Origin of the sequence: Barnesiella sp. An55, assembly GCF_002161555.1 — a bacterium.
GTDB classification, from domain to species: Bacteria; Bacteroidota; Bacteroidia; order Bacteroidales; family Barnesiellaceae; genus Barnesiella; species Barnesiella merdipullorum.
The window spans coordinates 37,970-54,633 of the sequence record NZ_NFHZ01000019.1 but is presented as its reverse complement, the minus strand read 5'-3'; the positions used below and the strand labels follow the sequence as shown (position 1 = coordinate 54,633).

Here is a 16,664-nt window from a genome sequence, read left to right as displayed (position 1 = left end):
TGTATATCTTGTTTATTTATTTTCATACCTTCGAAGATCTCCCGGCCGAATTGACTTCGTTCTCTTTTCTCTCTTGTACTACACTTGCTTCTTTTCAGTCTTGTCAATGAACTTTATCTCCCTCGCTTTCCCGGGGCTTCGTGGCCCCTTTTCAGCGGCGAAAGTGATGCAAAGGTACACCCTTTTCCCCTTTCACTCCAAATTTTTTACCAACTTTTTTTCAAAAAATTTTCGAGCATTTTCTGAAAAAATCTACAACATTTTTATTCTCTGATTGTTATAGAAAGTTATGTCGTTTGTCATTTTTATACAAAACCCCTCTCCGACAAAAGCCAGAGAGGGGTTTATGTATCTTTTTCGGGCATTACAGCCTATTGTTTATAGCAATTTGAATCGCAACCGCAATATGCCGTCGTTGTAGTCGTGACTGATGATTTTGAATGTTCCTATCTCGGCGGTATTCTCGACATGGCGACCGATGCAGAGGCACTCGTCGTAATCGCCCACCTTGACTACGCGCACCGTCTCGGATGCATTTTGAGGCAAGCGTCCCAGATCGAAACGATCGCGAGCTTCGGCCTGGGTTATGTATTGGGTGGTTACGGGCAAATGTTCCTGGATGATCCGATTGACACAGATCTCGATTTGCTGTATCTGTTCTTCTGTGGGAGGTTGAGACAACTTGAAATCGAGTTTGCTCTTTTTCTTTTCGATATGTGCCGATACGGCACGACCACACCCGAAGAGGCGAACCATCGTCTGATTGACGATGTGCTCGGTGGTGTGCATGGGTGGATATTCTTCTTTGTTATGCTCGTTGAGTTGGGGTATATTGTCCATAGGGGGATGTATTTATTTGGGGGATTTCAACAAAAAGTCGTATCGAAACGAGAGCAGCACGCGGGTAAAGTGGATGTTGTCGTTGAGCGGGATGGATAGTTCGGGTCGCACCCATAGCTTGCGGGCTCGAAACAGGAGACCGGGTACGATGCGGTGCTCGGGCATACGATACTCGGGGATATTGGTGAAGTTTACGACAATCGACGCCTCCTGAATGATGCGACAGCCGGCATGCACCGTGTAGCAGGTGTTGTAGCCCATCTCGGAGTCGTAAAGTGCCATGGCTCCGGCTCCGAAACTGAATCGACCCAGGGTTTTGTCGAGGCCGACTTTTAAGCTGCCATCATAGAAACGACCGGCATAGTTAACGCCGGCAAAGGCGTCGGCCGAGAAAATTACGTTCCACAACCCCGTGTTCAACCGATACCCTCCGGTGGCCCGGATGTACTGCTCTTTGGGAGTGCGTGTCCACAAGGTATTCTCGAGTCCTACCGACCACGACCCTGACTGGAAGCCGATGCAGGCATACTCGTTGTTGCGCAGCCCTACGTAAATGGATTTTGTGGAGAGGGAGTCGGTCTGTGCCCAACTGTTCCACGAGAGAAGGGCGGCGAGAAGAAGTAACAGATGACGTGTTTTCATAACTCTTTCGACAATCTTACGTTGAGTATATTATATCCTAAATTATTCAAATGGAGACCGTCGAGCGAATAGTTCATGTTCAAGGCACCTTCGTATAAAAAGCTATCATAGACATCGACAAATACGCCATATCCCAATGAGGCAACCATCTGGGCAAGCGCTGTATTCAACTCTTCGATGCAGGTGTTGAAAAACTCGTCGTCGCCTTCGAAGTTCCGGGGCAAAATCGAGAGAACAAAGACCCGACGAGGTGCCAGCGTCTCGATGGTGTGCCGATACTCGGCCACAAAATCGGCAATAAACCGGGGGCGCGTCTCTTCGTTGAGAAGTTCGCCGCCCAGATTGTTTGTACCGATGAGCATGACTACGTTTTTATCCCGATAGTTGAGATTCCAGGTGAGAATATCCTCTATTCTGGCACCACTCACCCCGTCGTTATGGGTGAGATAGGTGGGAAACGACGACTTCACATCCCACCCGGCGACCAGCGAATCGCCCACAAAATACAGTTCGGAAACGCCATCGTCGGAGCACGATGTCACGAGAGCTAAAATCGCCAGCATGGCTCCCCAAATTTTAGTCCTTACCCGTTTCATTGTTCTTATTTTTTACATTTCGATAAAAATCGCTTTTCAAAATCTGGTTGATAAACATCTCAGTAAAGAGCCGAGCCCCATCGCCATTGAGGTGCATGTTGTCGTAAAACAGCTCGGGCCTTTGCGTGGAAAGACAAAGATTAGCACACAATTTACCACGGCGTACAACACCCGAAGAGCTTTCACATTCGGAGATAGTCTGTTTTCTCGAGGCCCACAATCCATGCCCCAATTGACAAATATCCCAACAAGAAAGAGAATATGTGCGCCACTTGAGACCCGGCAGCAGGAAATAGACCACACAGACTATGGGGAAAAACAGAATAAATTCTAAGGAATTGAACAGCACAATCTCGAATCTTTATTTCATCCAATGAATAATTTGACCCACAAATGTAATATTATTTTGAGAAGGAATGAGGCAATTGGGTCCAAATTTACATTCCCTGAAGCATTTACCTCAACCCCGCCTTTCTCTTATATATAAATAGAAGGGAAAGGCAAACCGGCATATCCGAGCTCGAAATTCCACAGGGATTTCGTTTGTCTCTGCACTCGCCTTTCACTATCTTTACAAAAAAATATTTGAGCGATGGAAAAGGAAAACTATTCACGCAAAGTGCCCGGCTGGTTCAAAGTATTGATACTGATAACCGCTTTGCCAATCTTCGCCTGGCCCTGGCTCATGAGCCGGGCTACCGAAACGTTTACCAACAGCGGCACCGACAACAGCCTGCCGTGGGCATTTGTCATGTTATTGCCGCTGTATGTGGTACTCTCTACCTGGATTAGCTATCGAGTTTACGCTTCACGCCGCGAGGTATCGTGGATTCTGCAGGGGCTCCAGATTCTGGTTTACATAGCCATGGCCATGCTGGTTGCATAGGGATTCGGGATCAAGGGTTATAGAGGTCGGGATTGGAGAAGTTGATAATCTCCATTACCATCTCGTAGGCTTGCCGGGCAGGGCTCTCGGGGTTGATTTCGGTAGCCTTCAGATAATTCTCGATAGCCAGTTTCCAGTTACCCTGTTTCCAGAAAAGCGACCCTTTGAGGTAATAAGCGGCATCGTCCTGCGGGTTGCCGGCCAGGCGTTCCTCGAGGTGGACGAGAGCCTGCTCCAAGTTATTTTCGCCAATAAGCTTGTTGATATCTTCGATTGAAATCATATCCTTTTTCGTTTTATCATACGGCAAAGATAGTGAAAGGCCGGTGTAGAAACAAACCGAGACAAAGGATTCACGCAGGGAAACGACTCAAGCACATCGACATCGGCATCGCCCGAATACTAACAAATTTGAGATTAAAAAGTAAAAAAGGTGTCAATATAAAAATTTGGTGTACCTTTGCCCCCAAATTCAAACACACAAAAAATTATGTCAACTTATACCGAAGACACTCGTAAAGTAACGACTCACCGCCTGATGGAGATGAAACTCCGCGGTGAAAAAATCTCGATGTTGACCGCCTATGACTTTTCCATGGCGACTCTTATAGACCAGGCCGGAATCGACGTGATTCTGGTAGGCGACTCGGCCTCCAATGTAATGGCGGGCAATGTGACCACCCTGCCCATTACCCTCGACCAGATGATTTACCACGGCAAGTCGGTCGTGCGCGCCGTCAAACGGGCCCTGGTCGTGGTCGATATGCCTTTCGGGTCGTATCAAGGTAACTCGAAAGAGGCTGTAGCTTCGGCCATCCGCATCATGAAAGAGACACACGCCGACTGCGTGAAGATGGAAGGCGGTGCCGAAATTCGCGAATCGGTAGAGCGCATACTCAGTGCCGGTATCCCCATCATGGGTCACCTGGGACTCACCCCCCAGTCGATCAACAAATTCGGCACCTATACCGTGCGGGCTCGCGAAGAGGCCGAAGCCAACAAGCTCATCGAGGATGCTCACTTGCTCGAAGAGATTGGCTGCTTTGCCCTCGTGCTCGAGAAGATTCCAGCCACGCTGGCAGCCCGGGTAGCTCAAGAGCTGACTATCCCCGTGATCGGCATCGGAGCCGGCGGCGGTGTGGACGGTCAAGTGCTCGTGATGCACGACATGTTGGGTATCAACAAAGGGTTCTCGCCCCGGTTCCTCCGTCGGTATGCCGACTTGAGCACCACCATCACCGAGGCCGTACAAGCCTATATCAAAGATGTAAAGACCCGCGACTTCCCCAACGAGAAAGAGCAGTATTAAATCGCTACGCGACAAACACATATACCCGAGAGAGACCTCCTGCCACCCGGCGAAGGTCTCTCTCGGTGTTTCATAGCCCTGCTATTTGGACTCCTGAGCCTTCAACAGGTCCCTGATCTCGGTGAGCAATTTCACCTCGGGCGAAGGCTCGGGAGGAGCCGCCTGAGCCTGGGCCTTTGCTTGAGCCTTACGCTTCTCGGTGATACGAGTTACCAGTTTGATAAACAGGAATATCGAAAAAGCGATAATGAGAAAATCGAACGTCGTCTGCAAGAAATTCCCATAGTTGAGCGTAACAGCCGCCTGCTCCACCCCGTTGACCTCGCGGGGAGCCTTCATCACCCATTTCAAATCGGTAAAGTTGATACCCCCCACCAGCACGCCCAAAACCGGCATGATGATATCGGCCACCAGCGACGAGACTATTTTGCCAAAAGCCCCACCAATAATCACACCCACAGCCAGGTCGATCACGTTGCCTCGCATCGCAAAATTTTTAAAGTCGGTCCAAAAAGAACTTTTCATAACGGTACAATTTAGTATGATCAGATAGATTACTCACATTCAAGGATATGCAAATAAAGAAATTTTTCTTTTATTTTCACATTCGCATACATTGTATTCAAAAAAAATATATACCTTTGCACTGCAATTTTAGGAGTAAAGTATAAAATTATGAAATATAAAATTGCCTTCTTGCTGGTTTTGCTCCTCCTCATGAGCAGTTGCGCAACTCCATGCGGTTGTTAAACAATAGGACAAGAGCAATTGTTTTTAAGAGAGCAAGGCAAAAGAGAAGAAAAAACGCGAGACATTATTTTTATTCAATAAACACTTAAAGTTTTATTACAATGATTAAAGTAGGTATCAATGGTTTTGGCCGCATCGGACGTTTCGTTTTCCGTGCAGCACAAACAAGAAACGACATCCAGATCGTAGGTATTAACGACCTTTGCCCGGTTGACTATCTGGCATACATGTTGAAATATGACACGATGCACGGTCATTTCGACGGTACGATCGAGGCTGATGTTGAGAAAAGTCAATTGATCGTAAACGGTAAAACGATTCGTGTTACCGCCGAAAAGAATCCTGCCGACCTGAAATGGAACGAGGTAGGTGCTGAATATGTAGTAGAATCTACGGGTCTCTTCCTGACCAAAGAGAAAGCTCAAGCTCACATCCAAGCTGGTGCCAAATATGTAGTTATGTCGGCTCCCTCCAAAGACGATACCCCCATGTTCGTTTGCGGTGTAAACGAGAACACTTACGTTAAAGGTACTCAATTCGTATCGAACGCTTCTTGTACGACCAACTGCTTGGCTCCTATCGCCAAAGTATTGAACGACAAATTTGGTATCGTTGACGGTCTTATGACGACTGTTCACTCGACTACCGCTACTCAAAAAACCGTTGACGGACCTTCGATGAAAGACTGGCGTGGTGGTCGTGCCGCTTCGGGCAACATCATCCCCTCTTCGACGGGTGCTGCCAAAGCCGTAGGTAAAGTTATTCCTTCGTTGAATGGCAAACTGACCGGTATGTCGATGCGTGTTCCGACTTTGGATGTTTCGGTTGTTGACTTGACGGTTAACTTGGCTAAACCGGCTACTTATGCCGAGATTTGCGCCGCTATGAAAGAGGCTTCTGAAGGCGAACTGAAAGGTATTCTGGGTTACACCGAAGATGCAGTTGTTTCTTCTGACTTCCTGGGCGACACCCGCACCTCTATCTTCGACGCCAAAGCAGGTATCGCTTTGACCGACACCTTCGTAAAGGTTGTTTCTTGGTATGACAACGAGATCGGTTACTCCAACAAAGTTCTCGACCTGATCGCTCACATGGCCAAAGTAAACGGTTAATCATTATCTCACAGATAATTCACAAGAAAGCCGACCCACTGCTGGGTCGGCTTTTTTTGTCTCAATCCGACAGGTACACCCTCGCTATATACCCTCAAAGGCATCCTTCTTTGTGCCACGCCACACCTCTCGGATTTACCACAAAAACACATCGTTCACACATATACAACACCATAACTCGACAAAAAGTTATTCAGCACCGGCAAAATATCGCCCACGGCCTTACCCATGTTGCCGGTCACACGCACCGGCATATCGGTATATTGCGGTTCAATGCCACAAATCATCGACACGGCCCGATGCTCCCGCTCGGCCAAACCAATCTCACACATCAGCATGTAGGCCACACCGTCAAACTCAATCTCGGTCTCATGCCGCACCCGCTTCCGCGGTGACTCGTCGCGCTCATAGGCCACCAGCCAGTGCGATACAGCCAGGGCTGCCAGGGCCGGTGCTTCCCATTCAATCGTCATCATATCATTTGCTCCTTTCTTTCGAATCCATTCTGCCAGGGTATATTCACACTGCTTTTACCTGTTTTGCCTGTGCAACTCTCCCTCTGTTTATAAATCACATAGGTAATATACCCCGGCAGAATATCATCAAATATGTTAATTATTAGTCGATTATTTCGTTTATCCAAAAAAGTTTCATACCTTTGTGTGTGGTATTAATACCACACAAATATACCACATAAAATCACAGTATGCAAATTATTAAGGGTAATTTTACCATTTAAAATTTATACCCGTATGAAGAATGACGATAAAATAATCAGAATCAAAACCTTAATCGAGAATCAAGGAATCACCCAATCGGAGTTTGCCAAACGTATTGCCATCGACGCATCCAACTTTTCGAAGCATTTGACTGGTAAATTACCCATAAGCGACTCGCTTATCAACAAAATCGTAGTCGAGTTGGGGGTCTCGAAAGAGTGGCTCTGTACGGGAACAGGCCCCATGTACAGCTCCAACATAGTTGATACGGGGAGTAACGACACCCACACCCACATACGCACCCTCACCCTTCCCTCGGGGGCCATCGTACCCGAGGTGCGCAACGGGGCCAAAGTATATGGACTCGACGTCACGGCCGGGAATCTGGGGCGCGAACGCATGTTCACCGACGACCTGGTTATCGGCAGTATCGACGTTCCCTTCATCAACCCCGACTGCAGCATCGTCAAGGTAAGCGGCGACAGCATGAAACCGGTCATCAACAACGGCGACATGATTGCCATCCGCGAAATCAAGAACCCCAACCTCATCTTCTGGGGTCAGATCTACGTCGTGCTGCTCGACGACTACCGCATGGTCAAATATGTGCGCAAGCACGAGAACCCCGACCGGGTAATCCTGCGCAGTGAAAACAAAGAGTATGACGATATCGAAATCGAGAAGCGCGACATCCGCGACCTCTTCATTGTCGAGAACATTATCCGCATCGATAACCGCATTTAACCACCCGTAAAACGACTGAATCATGCGCACCTTAAAACAGGTTATCATCGAGTCGAACGACGATATCGAACTATGGTCGTCGATTACCGTATGGGAGGGTCCGCGGCACGAGCTGGCCATCCAGCTCGAGTTTATCGACCACGACGACCACACCCGAGACCACAAAATCACGGCCACGCTCGATCGAGGCGAAGCTACCCTCCTGGCCGACCGTCTGGGAATTGCTCCCGAAGCCATACCCCAAACGCTATTCGACCGGTATGGCGACACCAGCAACACGTCCGTACCCTCGGGAGTCGAAGCGCTCTTCGAGGAGATTCTCAACTTTATCCTCGACCACGGTGCCCGCTACCGGCTCATCCGGGAGTGAGACCAATAGAGAAAAGGAGCAAGTTGGCCCGACACATAGCGGCATACCCGGGCACAATCCCCGGCAAATAAAACTTTTTTTCTCTCTCTTTTTTGTGCTATCTTTGCACCCAAATCACGAGCGGTTTATTACAGGGATGAAACAGTTACTATATATCACACTACTACTGTTCTGCGGGCCCGGTTTGCTGGCAGCCCCCTACACCTGCCGCACCGAAGCGGGCGAACTGCAAAGCCACATCGCCACCTCGGGCCAATCGATTACCCAGCTCACCGTCTCGGGCACCATCGACGCACGCGACCTGACCTACATAAGCGACTCGCTCACCCACTTGACCGATATCGATCTGCGGGAGTGCTCGATTGCCGCCTACGACAGCCGCGACACCTACCTGGGCAACCAATCGCGATTCGAGGCCAATGCCTTCCCAAGCTATACCTTCATGGGATTCCAATCCCTCATAGCGGTAAAATTACCACAATCCACGCAAGCCATAGGCTCGGCTGCCTTCGCCGGATGCCCGGCCCTGACTACTGTCGAATGGGGCGACCAGCTGCAAACAATAGGCGACATGGCCTTCTCGGGCTGCTCGGCTCTCGACTCGCCCCTCCCGGCCACCCTGCAACACATAGGCGAATACAGTTTTGCCCAATGCACCGCTTATACCAGTCTGGACCTCGAGGAGGCTCCCCTGCAATCGATCGGAGCAAACGCATTCCAAAACTGCACACGCCTGTCCTCGGCGACCTTGCCCGCCTCGTTGCAGACGATTGGCGACAAATGTTTTGCCGGATGCTCATCGCTCACAGCCATCACACTCCCCTCGAACCTGCAAAAGTTGGGCGAAAGTTGCTTTGCCTACTGCACCTCGCTGACACAGGTCGAGATGGAGCAAGTCTCACTGCCCAGCCTGCCGGCCTACACCTTCGACCACTGCACGAGCCTCACCTCGGTAGCGGCTCCCCAGACAATCGAACGAATCGACGAAGGGGCCTTCTACTATTGCACGGCTCTCGTCGAGTGCAGCCTGCCCGCCTCGCTGCGCCAGATTGGCGACTATGCCTTTGCCGGATGCAGCCGCATGATACACCTCACGTTCCTGCCCGAGGGGCTCGAACAGATAGGGCGATGGCCTTTCTACGGAATGCGGCAGCTCTACACGGCCTCGATACCCTCGACGGTAACCTACATTGGCGACCACGCGTTCGACAACTGCACACGCCTGGCAGCGCTCATGGCCTACCCCACCGAGCCCCCGATGCTGGGCGAGGCGGTCTTCTGTCAGGTGCCGCAAGCCAATTGCAAGTTGGGAGCTCCCGACGAGAGCTTCGAGCTCTATCGCACGGCACCTCAGTGGCAGGAATTCGACATCCGCCACTTCTCCGACAAGCAGGAGGTAGCCGCCGACAACTCGCTCCAGGCCTACTTCGTACACGAAACACTCGTAATCAAATCGACCACCCCCATGCGGCAAGTTGCCCTCTACACCCTCGACGGGCGCCTTGTACACCGCGGAGAGGGAGAGACTACCGAATGGAACATCGACACGACACCATACACAGGGCGCCTGTTTGTCCTCTCCATACAAATGCAATCGGGCAAATACCATCACCTGAAGGTGGGTCGATAATCCGCCGAAAAGAGCTAAATTCAATATGGGAAAAAACAAACTGAAAAAATTTGACGATCTGCAGGGTTACCCCCACGTATTCCAATACCCCTTCGCCCTGTTGAAGGAACGGGAATTTGAGATGCGAGGCAAATGGGGCGAGAGTTTCTTCAAGAACAGCAACCCCATCGTGCTCGAGCTGGGCTGCGGCAAGGGCGAATATGCCGTGGGGCTGGCCAAACGATTCCCCCAAAAGAACTTCATCGGCATCGACATCAAGGGGGCCCGCATGTGGAGCGGGGCCAAACAGGCCCTCGAGGAAGGTATCCCCAATGTAGCCTTCCTGCGCACCCACATCGAGCTCATCGATCGCTTCTTTGCCCCGGGCGAAGTGTCGGAGATATGGATTACCTTCCCCGACCCGCAGATGAAAAAGGTGCGCAAGCGGCTCACCTCGACCCGCTTCATGCAGCTCTACCAGCAGATTCTTACCCCCGACGGGCTCATCCACCTCAAGAGCGACAGTCCCTTCATGTACACCTATACCTGCGAAATGGTCAAGGCCAACGGCTACCCCGTGCAGGTGGCCACCGACGACCTCTATCACTCGGGTATCGCCGACGACATACTCGAAATAAAAACCTTCTATGAGCAACAATGGCTCGAACGGGGCATGACCATCAAGTACATACGGTTTGTGTGCCAGCCTCGCGAACAATTTGTCGAGCCCGACGTTGACATTCCCTACGACTCCTACCGGAGCTTCAACCGGGGGAAACGCAGCGGCAAACAGAGCAGTCAAGAAGATACAACCTCAAAATAACTTTATATCATGCAACTATATCCTAAACTGATACTCGACGCACTGGCCAAGGTGCGTTATCCCGGCAACGGAAAAGACCTCGTCGCCAATGGTATGATCGAGGACGACATCCGCATCGACGGCAACAAGGTGAGCTTCTCCATCATCTTCGAGAAGCCCAATGACCCCTTCATCCGCTCGGTCGTAAAAGCCGCCGAGACGGCCATCCTTACCTTCGTCAGCCCCGACGTGGAGATCAAAGGCAATATCAACGTCAAGAGCAAACAGATAGCCCGACCCAACCCCGAGAACCCGCTCCCCGGCGTGAAGAACATCATCGCCGTATCGTCGGGCAAAGGCGGTGTGGGCAAATCGACCATCGCCTCGAACCTGGCAGTGGCTCTGGCCCGGCTGGGCTATAAGGTAGGACTGCTCGATGCCGATATCTTCGGTCCCTCGGCACCTACCATGTTCGATATCGAAGATACCGATGTCTATACCGAGAACATAGGCGGCCGCGACCTCATCCTCCCCGTCGAGCGCTATGGGGTGAAGATTCTCTCCATCGGCTTCTTCGTGCGGAAGAACGACGCCGTGCTGTGGCGTGGCGGCATGGCCAGCAATGCCCTCAAGCAGCTCATCACCGACGGCGCCTGGGGCGACCTCGACTACTTCGTACTCGACCTGCCGCCGGGCACCAGCGACATACACCTCACCCTCGTGCAGACACTCGCCATTACCGGCGCCATTGTCGTGACTACCCCGCAAGAGGTGGCTCTGGCCGATGCCCGCAAAGGCATCAGCATGTTCACCGGCGACAAGGTGAATGTGCCCATCCTGGGTCTGGTCGAGAACATGAGTTGGTTTACCCCGGCCGAGTTGCCCGAGAACAAATACTACCTCTTCGGCAAAGACGGCGGCAAGCGGTTGGCCCAAGAGGCCGGCGTACCCCTGCTGGGACAAATTCCCATCGTGCAGAGCATCTGTGAGAGCGGCGACTCGGGACACCCCGTAGCCCTCGACGACTCGGTCACCGGGCTGGCCTTCAAACGGCTGGCCGAGGCTGTGGTCAAGGCTACCGACGAGCGCAACGCCACCCGCCCCTCGACCCAACGGGTAGAGGTTCACAAGTAACTCCCTGCGAGCTGTAACCCTATAAACAAGAGGCTGTCTCAAAATAGAATTGCAAAAGTAAAAATCTTATAGATTAAAACCTAGAAGTAAAAAATCTCCTGCTTTAGCCCTTGTTTATTGCAATTATAGGACTAAAAGCAGGAGATTTTTATGTTGTAGCTTATAGATTGTAAGTAACCCTATCTCTATTTTCTATTTTGAGACAGCCTCTTGCTGTTTTTTTACATTGTCTTATATTATGCCTCGCCGGCCAGCAAACGCGCTATCGTAGCCGGATAGAGCTCATGCTCGGCAGCATGCACCAGCGTGAAGAGCTCATCGATATCCTTCCCCTCATAGGGCACGGCCCGCTGGGCGATGATACGCCCGCCATCGACCGTCTGATCGACATAGTGGATGGTCACGCCATAGACCTTCACCCCATAGGCCATAGCCTGCTCCACCGCCCGGGCTCCGGGGAACGCGGGCAACAACGAAGGGTGAATGTTGATGATGCGTCCGCCGTAGCGCGACAGCAGCGTATCGGTGATGATGCGCATATAGCCGGACAGACACACCAGGTCGATGCCGGCCTCGTCGAGACGGTCGGCAATGGCACTCTCCATATCGGCCTTCGTGGCAAAAGACTTGGGCTGGAAAGCAAAGCACTCGATGCCATGGCGGGCAGCCCGTTCGACCACGGCCGCGGCCGGTTTGTCGCAAACCAGCAGGGCCACCTCGGCGTCGATGCGACCCGATTCACAGGCCGCCGCTATCGCTTCGAAGTTGGTGCCGGTGCCACTGGCAAATATAGCAAGACGTTTTTTCTGAGACATATTGGACTATCCTTTCTTGATTATAGAAATTGAAAATGGCGCTCAAAGAGTCGGTCATACCGTCGGTTCGAGCGCCATATAGGGTTTGTGGAAACCGGGAATTACTTCACCTCCCAGGTCTCTCCGCTCAACAGGAATTCATGCAGCGACTTGTAGGGAACCTTGGCGGTTACCTCTTTCACCTGGCGAGCCACCTCCTCGTCGTAGGCGGGAGCATCGACATTGCGTATCACGCCGATGGCCAGCGGCAGGTCATGGCCGTCCATCATGGCCAGACTCTGGTGCAGGAAGTTGCCGGGCGACTTGGCATCGTGTACCAGAATATCATCGAGCGTAACGCCGTTCTCGCCAATGGTTACTGCCTTAAGTTTATAACCGTCGAGTACAAGCCCCCGGTTGTGATCCTTGCCGAAAATCATCTTCTCGCCGTGGCGCAGATGGATGGTACGATCGGCACGGAACTCCTTGTCGGCCACATAGCTATGAATATTGTTGTTGAATATCACGCAATTCTGCAACAGCTCTACGACCGAGGTGCCTTTGTGACGGGCAGCCTCGACCAGCACCTCCTGAGAAACCGGCAGCTCCACGTCGAGCGACCGGGCGAAGAAGGTACCCCGGGCACCAAAGACGAGCTCGGCGGGAATGAAGGGATCTTCTACCGTACCGTAAGGCGACGACTTGGTCACGAAACCACGGTCGCTCGTAGGAGAATACTGTCCTTTGGTGAGGCCATAGATTTTGTTGTTCATCAGCACCACGTTGATATCGACATTACGGCGCACCGAGTGGATAAAGTGGTTACCACCGATGGCCAGGCAGTCGCCATCGCCCGACACCTGCCACACGGTCAGGTCGGGGTTGGCCGTCTTCACGCCGGTAGCCACAGCAGCGGCACGCCCGTGAATGGTGTGGAAGCCGTAGGTATTCATGTAGTAGGGCAAGCGCGACGAGCAGCCGATACCCGACACGACGACGGTCTTGTGCGGCGGTATGCCCAAGGTGGCCATCGCCTTCTGCAACACGTTTACGATCGAGTGGTCTCCACAGCCGGGACACCAGCGCACATACTGATCGCTCTTATAATCTTTTGCCGTATATTCTTTTTGTTCTTCCATATCTTATTCCTCCTCCAAAAGCTTTGTAAAATGGTCAATCAACTCGCTCACCATAAAGGGTTGTGCCTGAATCTTGTTGTACCGCAGGAAGGTCTTGCCGGGAACTTTGCCCGACAGATAGGCGGCAAACTGACCGTTGTTCAGTTCACACACAACCACCCGTTTGTACCGGCGGAGAATCTCCTCGGTATTCAAGGGCAGAGGATTGATATAGTTAAAGTGGACGAATGCTACCGGTTTGCCGGCGGCGTTCATGGCCTCAACAGCCGAATAGAGATGACCGTAGGTTCCGCCCCAGCCCACTACCAGGAGGTCGGCATCGGGGTTGCCCTGTACCTTGAGCAGCGGCAGGTCGTTGGCAATGTTATCGACCTTTTGCTGACGGGCCCGCACCATCTTCTCGTGGTTCACGGGGTCGGTAGAGATGGCACTGGTCTTGCTGTCTTTTTCGAGACCGCCCAGGCGGTGCATGAATCCCTCGATACCGGGTTTGGCCCAGTAGCGCACCGAACGCTCGTCGCGGTCGTAGGGTTTCCAGGCACCCAGTTGCTCGGGTTTCACATAGTTGGGTTTTATCTCGGGATACTCGTCCATGTCGGGGATACGCCAGGCCGAAGAGCCGTTGCCGATGAAACCGTCGGTAAGCAGGATGACTGGCGTCATATGCTCGAGCGCAATCTTGGCAGCCTGGAAGGCCATGTCGAAGCAGTTGGTCGGCGTCGAAGCGGCCACCACAACCACGGGGCTCTCGCCGTTGCGACCATAGAGCGCCTGCAACAGGTCGGTCTGCTCGGTCTTGGTAGGCAGACCGGTCGAAGGTCCACCACGCTGAACGTCGATAACTACCAGCGGCAACTCCGACATCACGGCCAAACCGATACCCTCGCTCTTCAGCGCCAAACCGGGACCCGAGGTTGAGGTTACGGCCAGATTACAGGCAAACGAGGCACCGATAGCGGTACATACGCCGGCAATCTCGTCCTCTACCTGAATGGCTTTCACACCCAGGTCCTTACGCTTGGCCAGCTCGTGCAAGATATCGGTAGCAGGAGTAATGGGGTAACTGCCCAGGAAGAGGGGGAGCCCCGATTTCTCCGAAGCGGCAATCAAGCCCCAAGCCGTAGCCGTGTTGCCGTTTACGTCGGTATAGATACCGGGGCGAACCTGTGCCGACTCTACCCGATAGGTCGATACCGATGCATGTATGTTGTGGCCATAGTTGTAACCGTCGCGCATCACTTTGGCATTGGCCTCGTAGATGGCCGGTTTCTTGGCAAACTTGTTCTTCAGCAAATGTTGAGCCTGCTCCAGCGGACGGTCAAACAACCAGCACACGAGACCCAGTGCAAACATGTTTTTGCACCGCACAATCGACTTGTTGTCGAGGCCCGAGTCGGCCAACGAATCTTTCACCATCTGGGTAATGGGCACCGGCACCACCTGTGCATGTGACAGCCCGGCCTCCTGGATGGGATCGTCGGTCTTGAAGGCCGCTTTCTCCAAATCGCTGGCCCGGAAACTGTCCGAGTCGATAATGACCACTCCCCCCCGCTTTACATGGCGGGCGTTTGTCTTCAAGGCGGCAGGGTTCATGGCCACCAGCACATCGGCCAAATCGCCCGGCGTATGAACGCCCCGTCCTATATGAACTTGAAAACCGGATACCCCTCCCAGCGTACCTTGCGGGGCCCGAATCTCTGCCGGATAGTCGGGGAAGGTCGAAATTTCATCTCCGATACCGGCCGAAACATTGGAAAAAATATTTCCGGCCAGCTGCATGCCATCGCCAGAATCGCCGGAAAATCGTACTACGACTTCTTCCAATACTTTCACTTTCGTTTTTTCTGTCATGTTTAGATTACATTTTTAATTCAACAGAGCTGTTTTTGATTTTATATTAAAATCATTTTGACAAAGATAGTGTTTTTTTGTAAGCATTTGAAATATTTTCATAGAAATGTGTAAGTATCCTTACCTCTTTCTATTTAAAACATGGCCATGAAAAGTGCCATGTCGTAATAGGGCAGCCCCAGTCGTATGCTCAACTCTTTATGGGTAAGTTTCCCACCAAACAGATAGACGGCGTTGCGCAACCGGTCGTCGCTCTTGATGTGTCCATAAATCATGGCGGGGTCGTTCAGCGAAACCAGCAGGGGCACCAGCAGGTTGCTCAGCGCCATCGAGGCCGTGCGGGCCACGGCGCTCCCCACACTCGAGAGGCAGTAGTGCAGCACGCCGCACTGTTCATACACCTTGTTGCAGGGAGCCTCGCTGCAACTCGAAGTTTCGAAGCAGCCTCCCTTGTCCATGCACAGGTCGAAGAGCAGGGCTCCCCGTTTCATCATCTCGACATAGTTCATGCCCAGCCGTCCCTGTTCGGGCACCTCGGTACCAATCACGACGTCGGCCGAACGCATGGCATTCTCCAGTACATGAGGATGCATATTGGAGGTGAACAGCGACGGACCCACCTCGAGCTGAGTGGCCCGCAGCCGATAGAAATCGTTGTCGAAGATACGCACCAGTGCCCCTAATCCACTGGCGGCACGAGCTGCCGCGCGGCCGGCCAATCCGCCCCCGATAATCAGCACCTCGGAGGCAGCCACCCCGGGCACACCACCCAGCAGCACACCTTTGCCGCCGCTGCGGTTGCTCAGCAGCTCCGAGGCCAGCACGATGGCGGCCCGACCGTCAATCTCGGCCAGAATGTCGGCAAAAAGATAACGGCCCTGCTCGTCGGTAACCCGATCGATAGCTACGGCCGTGACCCGTTTCTGCATCAGCACCTTGAGTACCGAAGCCGACTGGTATTGGGGTTGCAGAAGGGTGAGCAGCAGCACGCCCGGCCGAATGAGAGCCGCCTCATCGCCGTTCAACGGGGTAATCTTAAGCACCACGTCGCATTGGAACACCTCGGCAGCCTCGACCGCCTGGGCCCCCGCTTCGGTATAGTGCAGGTCGCTGTATTTGATACCTTCGCCCGCACCGCCCTCGACCAGCACGACAAACCCCTGTCGGGTGAGCAGGGCCACCCCCTCGGGAGTCAGGGGAAAACGCTTCTCTCCACCATTATGCTCGGCCGGCAACCCTATCGACAAATGTCGGCCACCGGGTTTGACGCCCAGCAACTGTTCCTGAAGCGCCACCCCCACCTTCGATTCGCAAGCAATACCACCAGCCATACGTGATTCGTTTTTAGATTTATCGGGACTAATATA

General features: G+C 52.5%; 19 protein-coding genes. 9 read left to right on the top strand and 10 right to left on the bottom strand.

Annotated features, from left to right (window positions below; all coding sequences use genetic code 11):
- Positions 1–378: 378 nt before the first annotated feature.
- The 3 genes from B5G10_RS11280 to B5G10_RS11270 are packed head-to-tail and all read right to left on the bottom strand — an operon-like array spanning position 379 to position 2,045.
- The gene (locus B5G10_RS11280) at positions 379–840 is read right to left on the bottom strand and encodes a hypothetical protein (protein ID WP_087424833.1); all 462 of its coding nucleotides are present in this window, start codon (positions 838–840) and stop codon (positions 379–381) included.
- Between the two features lie 12 nt (positions 841–852).
- Positions 853–1,482, bottom strand: coding sequence for a hypothetical protein (locus tag B5G10_RS11275; protein WP_087424832.1), 630 nt, complete (start codon positions 1,480–1,482; stop codon positions 853–855).
- Entirely contained in the window at positions 1,479–2,045 is a 567-nt protein-coding gene (locus B5G10_RS11270) for a GDSL-type esterase/lipase family protein (protein WP_158098821.1), read from the bottom strand. Before B5G10_RS11270 ends, B5G10_RS11275 begins: the two co-directional genes overlap by 4 nt.
- On the opposite strand from B5G10_RS11270, the gene B5G10_RS12725 reads away from it, so the two are divergent.
- Together B5G10_RS12725 and B5G10_RS11265 are read left to right on the top strand one after the other, a co-directional pair.
- Complete coding sequence (locus tag B5G10_RS12725; RefSeq protein WP_158098820.1) at positions 2,044–2,412, top strand: hypothetical protein; 369 nt, start codon at positions 2,044–2,046, stop codon at positions 2,410–2,412. The two genes, B5G10_RS11270 and B5G10_RS12725, sit on opposite strands and share 2 nt — an antisense overlap.
- A 258-nt stretch (positions 2,413–2,670) precedes the next feature.
- Positions 2,671–2,964: a hypothetical protein gene (locus B5G10_RS11265; protein ID WP_087424830.1), complete on the top strand. Its 294-nt coding sequence runs from the start codon at positions 2,671–2,673 to the stop codon at positions 2,962–2,964.
- Positions 2,965–2,974: 10 nt separating this feature from the next.
- Here B5G10_RS11265 and B5G10_RS11260 read toward each other — a convergent pair whose 3' ends face one another.
- Positions 2,975–3,247 (bottom strand): tetratricopeptide repeat protein, encoded by a 273-nt coding sequence (locus tag B5G10_RS11260; protein ID WP_241147762.1) that lies wholly within the window; start codon positions 3,245–3,247, stop codon positions 2,975–2,977.
- Positions 3,248–3,454: 207 nt separating this feature from the next.
- Between B5G10_RS11260 and panB the strand changes: the two genes are divergently transcribed.
- A complete protein-coding gene (panB, locus tag B5G10_RS11255) occupies positions 3,455–4,273 on the top strand; it encodes a 3-methyl-2-oxobutanoate hydroxymethyltransferase (RefSeq protein WP_087424829.1) in 819 nt (272 codons plus the stop codon).
- 81 nt (positions 4,274–4,354) lie between these two features.
- Here the strand turns inward: panB and mscL are convergent, their stop codons facing one another.
- Positions 4,355–4,798 (bottom strand): large-conductance mechanosensitive channel protein MscL, encoded by a 444-nt coding sequence (gene mscL / locus B5G10_RS11250; protein ID WP_087424828.1) that lies wholly within the window; start codon positions 4,796–4,798, stop codon positions 4,355–4,357.
- Positions 4,799–5,124: 326 nt separating this feature from the next.
- On the opposite strand from mscL, the gene gap reads away from it, so the two are divergent.
- On the top strand, positions 5,125–6,135 hold the full coding sequence (gene gap, locus B5G10_RS11245) for a type I glyceraldehyde-3-phosphate dehydrogenase (protein ID WP_087424827.1): 1,011 nt from the start codon (positions 5,125–5,127) through the stop codon (positions 6,133–6,135).
- Between the two features lie 155 nt (positions 6,136–6,290).
- Here the strand turns inward: gap and B5G10_RS11240 are convergent, their stop codons facing one another.
- Positions 6,291–6,611: a hypothetical protein gene (locus tag B5G10_RS11240; protein ID WP_087424826.1), complete on the bottom strand. Its 321-nt coding sequence runs from the start codon at positions 6,609–6,611 to the stop codon at positions 6,291–6,293.
- A 276-nt stretch (positions 6,612–6,887) separates the two neighbouring features.
- Between B5G10_RS11240 and B5G10_RS11235 the strand changes: the two genes are divergently transcribed.
- The 5 genes from B5G10_RS11235 to B5G10_RS11215 all read left to right on the top strand — a co-directional run bounded on the left by B5G10_RS11235 (position 6,888) and on the right by B5G10_RS11215 (position 11,513).
- Positions 6,888–7,598, top strand: a complete 711-nt coding sequence (locus B5G10_RS11235; protein WP_087424825.1) for a LexA family transcriptional regulator — start codon at positions 6,888–6,890, stop codon at positions 7,596–7,598.
- A gap of 22 nt (positions 7,599–7,620) precedes the next feature.
- A complete protein-coding gene (locus B5G10_RS11230) occupies positions 7,621–7,968 on the top strand; it encodes a hypothetical protein (RefSeq protein ID WP_087424824.1) in 348 nt (115 codons plus the stop codon).
- A 136-nt stretch (positions 7,969–8,104) separates the two neighbouring features.
- A complete protein-coding gene (locus B5G10_RS11225) occupies positions 8,105–9,598 on the top strand; it encodes a leucine-rich repeat domain-containing protein (protein ID WP_158098819.1) in 1,494 nt (497 codons plus the stop codon).
- A 25-nt stretch (positions 9,599–9,623) separates the two neighbouring features.
- Entirely contained in the window at positions 9,624–10,400 is a 777-nt protein-coding gene (trmB, locus tag B5G10_RS11220; protein ID WP_087424822.1) for a tRNA (guanosine(46)-N7)-methyltransferase TrmB, read from the top strand.
- A gap of 9 nt (positions 10,401–10,409) precedes the next feature.
- Positions 10,410–11,513, top strand: coding sequence for an Mrp/NBP35 family ATP-binding protein (locus tag B5G10_RS11215; RefSeq protein WP_087424821.1), 1,104 nt, complete (start codon positions 10,410–10,412; stop codon positions 11,511–11,513).
- Between the two features lie 236 nt (positions 11,514–11,749).
- On the opposite strand, the gene purN is transcribed toward B5G10_RS11215, so the two are convergent.
- The 4 genes from purN to B5G10_RS11195 all read right to left on the bottom strand — a co-directional run bounded on the left by purN (position 11,750) and on the right by B5G10_RS11195 (position 16,628).
- Entirely contained in the window at positions 11,750–12,328 is a 579-nt protein-coding gene (gene purN, locus B5G10_RS11210; protein WP_087424820.1) for a phosphoribosylglycinamide formyltransferase, read from the bottom strand.
- Between the two features lie 101 nt (positions 12,329–12,429).
- The gene (locus tag B5G10_RS11205; protein WP_087424819.1) at positions 12,430–13,446 is read right to left on the bottom strand and encodes a 2-oxoacid:ferredoxin oxidoreductase subunit beta; all 1,017 of its coding nucleotides are present in this window, start codon (positions 13,444–13,446) and stop codon (positions 12,430–12,432) included.
- Between the two features lie 3 nt (positions 13,447–13,449).
- Entirely contained in the window at positions 13,450–15,297 is a 1,848-nt protein-coding gene (locus B5G10_RS11200; RefSeq protein WP_087424818.1) for a 2-oxoacid:acceptor oxidoreductase subunit alpha, read from the bottom strand.
- 134 nt (positions 15,298–15,431) lie between these two features.
- Positions 15,432–16,628 (bottom strand): hypothetical protein, encoded by a 1,197-nt coding sequence (locus B5G10_RS11195; protein WP_087424817.1) that lies wholly within the window; start codon positions 16,626–16,628, stop codon positions 15,432–15,434.
- Positions 16,629–16,664: the final 36 nt, after the last annotated feature.

Excerpts from the sequence above, each read along its gene's own strand:
- B5G10_RS11280 (WP_087424833.1), bottom strand. The coding sequence starts at position 840 with ATGGACAATATACCCCAACTCAACGAGCATAACAAAGAAGAATATCCA.
- B5G10_RS11275 (WP_087424832.1), bottom strand. The coding sequence starts at position 1,482 with ATGAAAACACGTCATCTGTTACTTCTTCTCGCCGCCCTTCTCTCGTGG.
- B5G10_RS12725 (WP_158098820.1), top strand. The coding sequence starts at position 2,044 with ATGGCTCCCCAAATTTTAGTCCTTACCCGTTTCATTGTTCTTATTTTT.
- B5G10_RS11270 (WP_158098821.1), bottom strand. The coding sequence starts at position 2,045 with ATGCTGGCGATTTTAGCTCTCGTGACATCGTGCTCCGACGATGGCGTT.
- B5G10_RS11265 (WP_087424830.1), top strand. The coding sequence starts at position 2,671 with ATGGAAAAGGAAAACTATTCACGCAAAGTGCCCGGCTGGTTCAAAGTA.
- B5G10_RS11260 (WP_241147762.1), bottom strand. The coding sequence starts at position 3,247 with ATGATTTCAATCGAAGATATCAACAAGCTTATTGGCGAAAATAACTTG.
- panB (WP_087424829.1), top strand. The coding sequence starts at position 3,455 with ATGTCAACTTATACCGAAGACACTCGTAAAGTAACGACTCACCGCCTG.
- mscL (WP_087424828.1), bottom strand. The coding sequence starts at position 4,798 with ATGAAAAGTTCTTTTTGGACCGACTTTAAAAATTTTGCGATGCGAGGC.
- gap (WP_087424827.1), top strand. The coding sequence starts at position 5,125 with ATGATTAAAGTAGGTATCAATGGTTTTGGCCGCATCGGACGTTTCGTT.
- B5G10_RS11240 (WP_087424826.1), bottom strand. The coding sequence starts at position 6,611 with ATGATGACGATTGAATGGGAAGCACCGGCCCTGGCAGCCCTGGCTGTA.
- B5G10_RS11235 (WP_087424825.1), top strand. The coding sequence starts at position 6,888 with ATGAAGAATGACGATAAAATAATCAGAATCAAAACCTTAATCGAGAAT.
- B5G10_RS11230 (WP_087424824.1), top strand. The coding sequence starts at position 7,621 with ATGCGCACCTTAAAACAGGTTATCATCGAGTCGAACGACGATATCGAA.
- B5G10_RS11225 (WP_158098819.1), top strand. The coding sequence starts at position 8,105 with ATGAAACAGTTACTATATATCACACTACTACTGTTCTGCGGGCCCGGT.
- trmB (WP_087424822.1), top strand. The coding sequence starts at position 9,624 with ATGGGAAAAAACAAACTGAAAAAATTTGACGATCTGCAGGGTTACCCC.
- B5G10_RS11215 (WP_087424821.1), top strand. The coding sequence starts at position 10,410 with ATGCAACTATATCCTAAACTGATACTCGACGCACTGGCCAAGGTGCGT.
- purN (WP_087424820.1), bottom strand. The coding sequence starts at position 12,328 with ATGTCTCAGAAAAAACGTCTTGCTATATTTGCCAGTGGCACCGGCACC.
- B5G10_RS11205 (WP_087424819.1), bottom strand. The coding sequence starts at position 13,446 with ATGGAAGAACAAAAAGAATATACGGCAAAAGATTATAAGAGCGATCAG.
- B5G10_RS11200 (WP_087424818.1), bottom strand. The coding sequence starts at position 15,297 with ATGACAGAAAAAACGAAAGTGAAAGTATTGGAAGAAGTCGTAGTACGA.
- B5G10_RS11195 (WP_087424817.1), bottom strand. The coding sequence starts at position 16,628 with ATGGCTGGTGGTATTGCTTGCGAATCGAAGGTGGGGGTGGCGCTTCAG.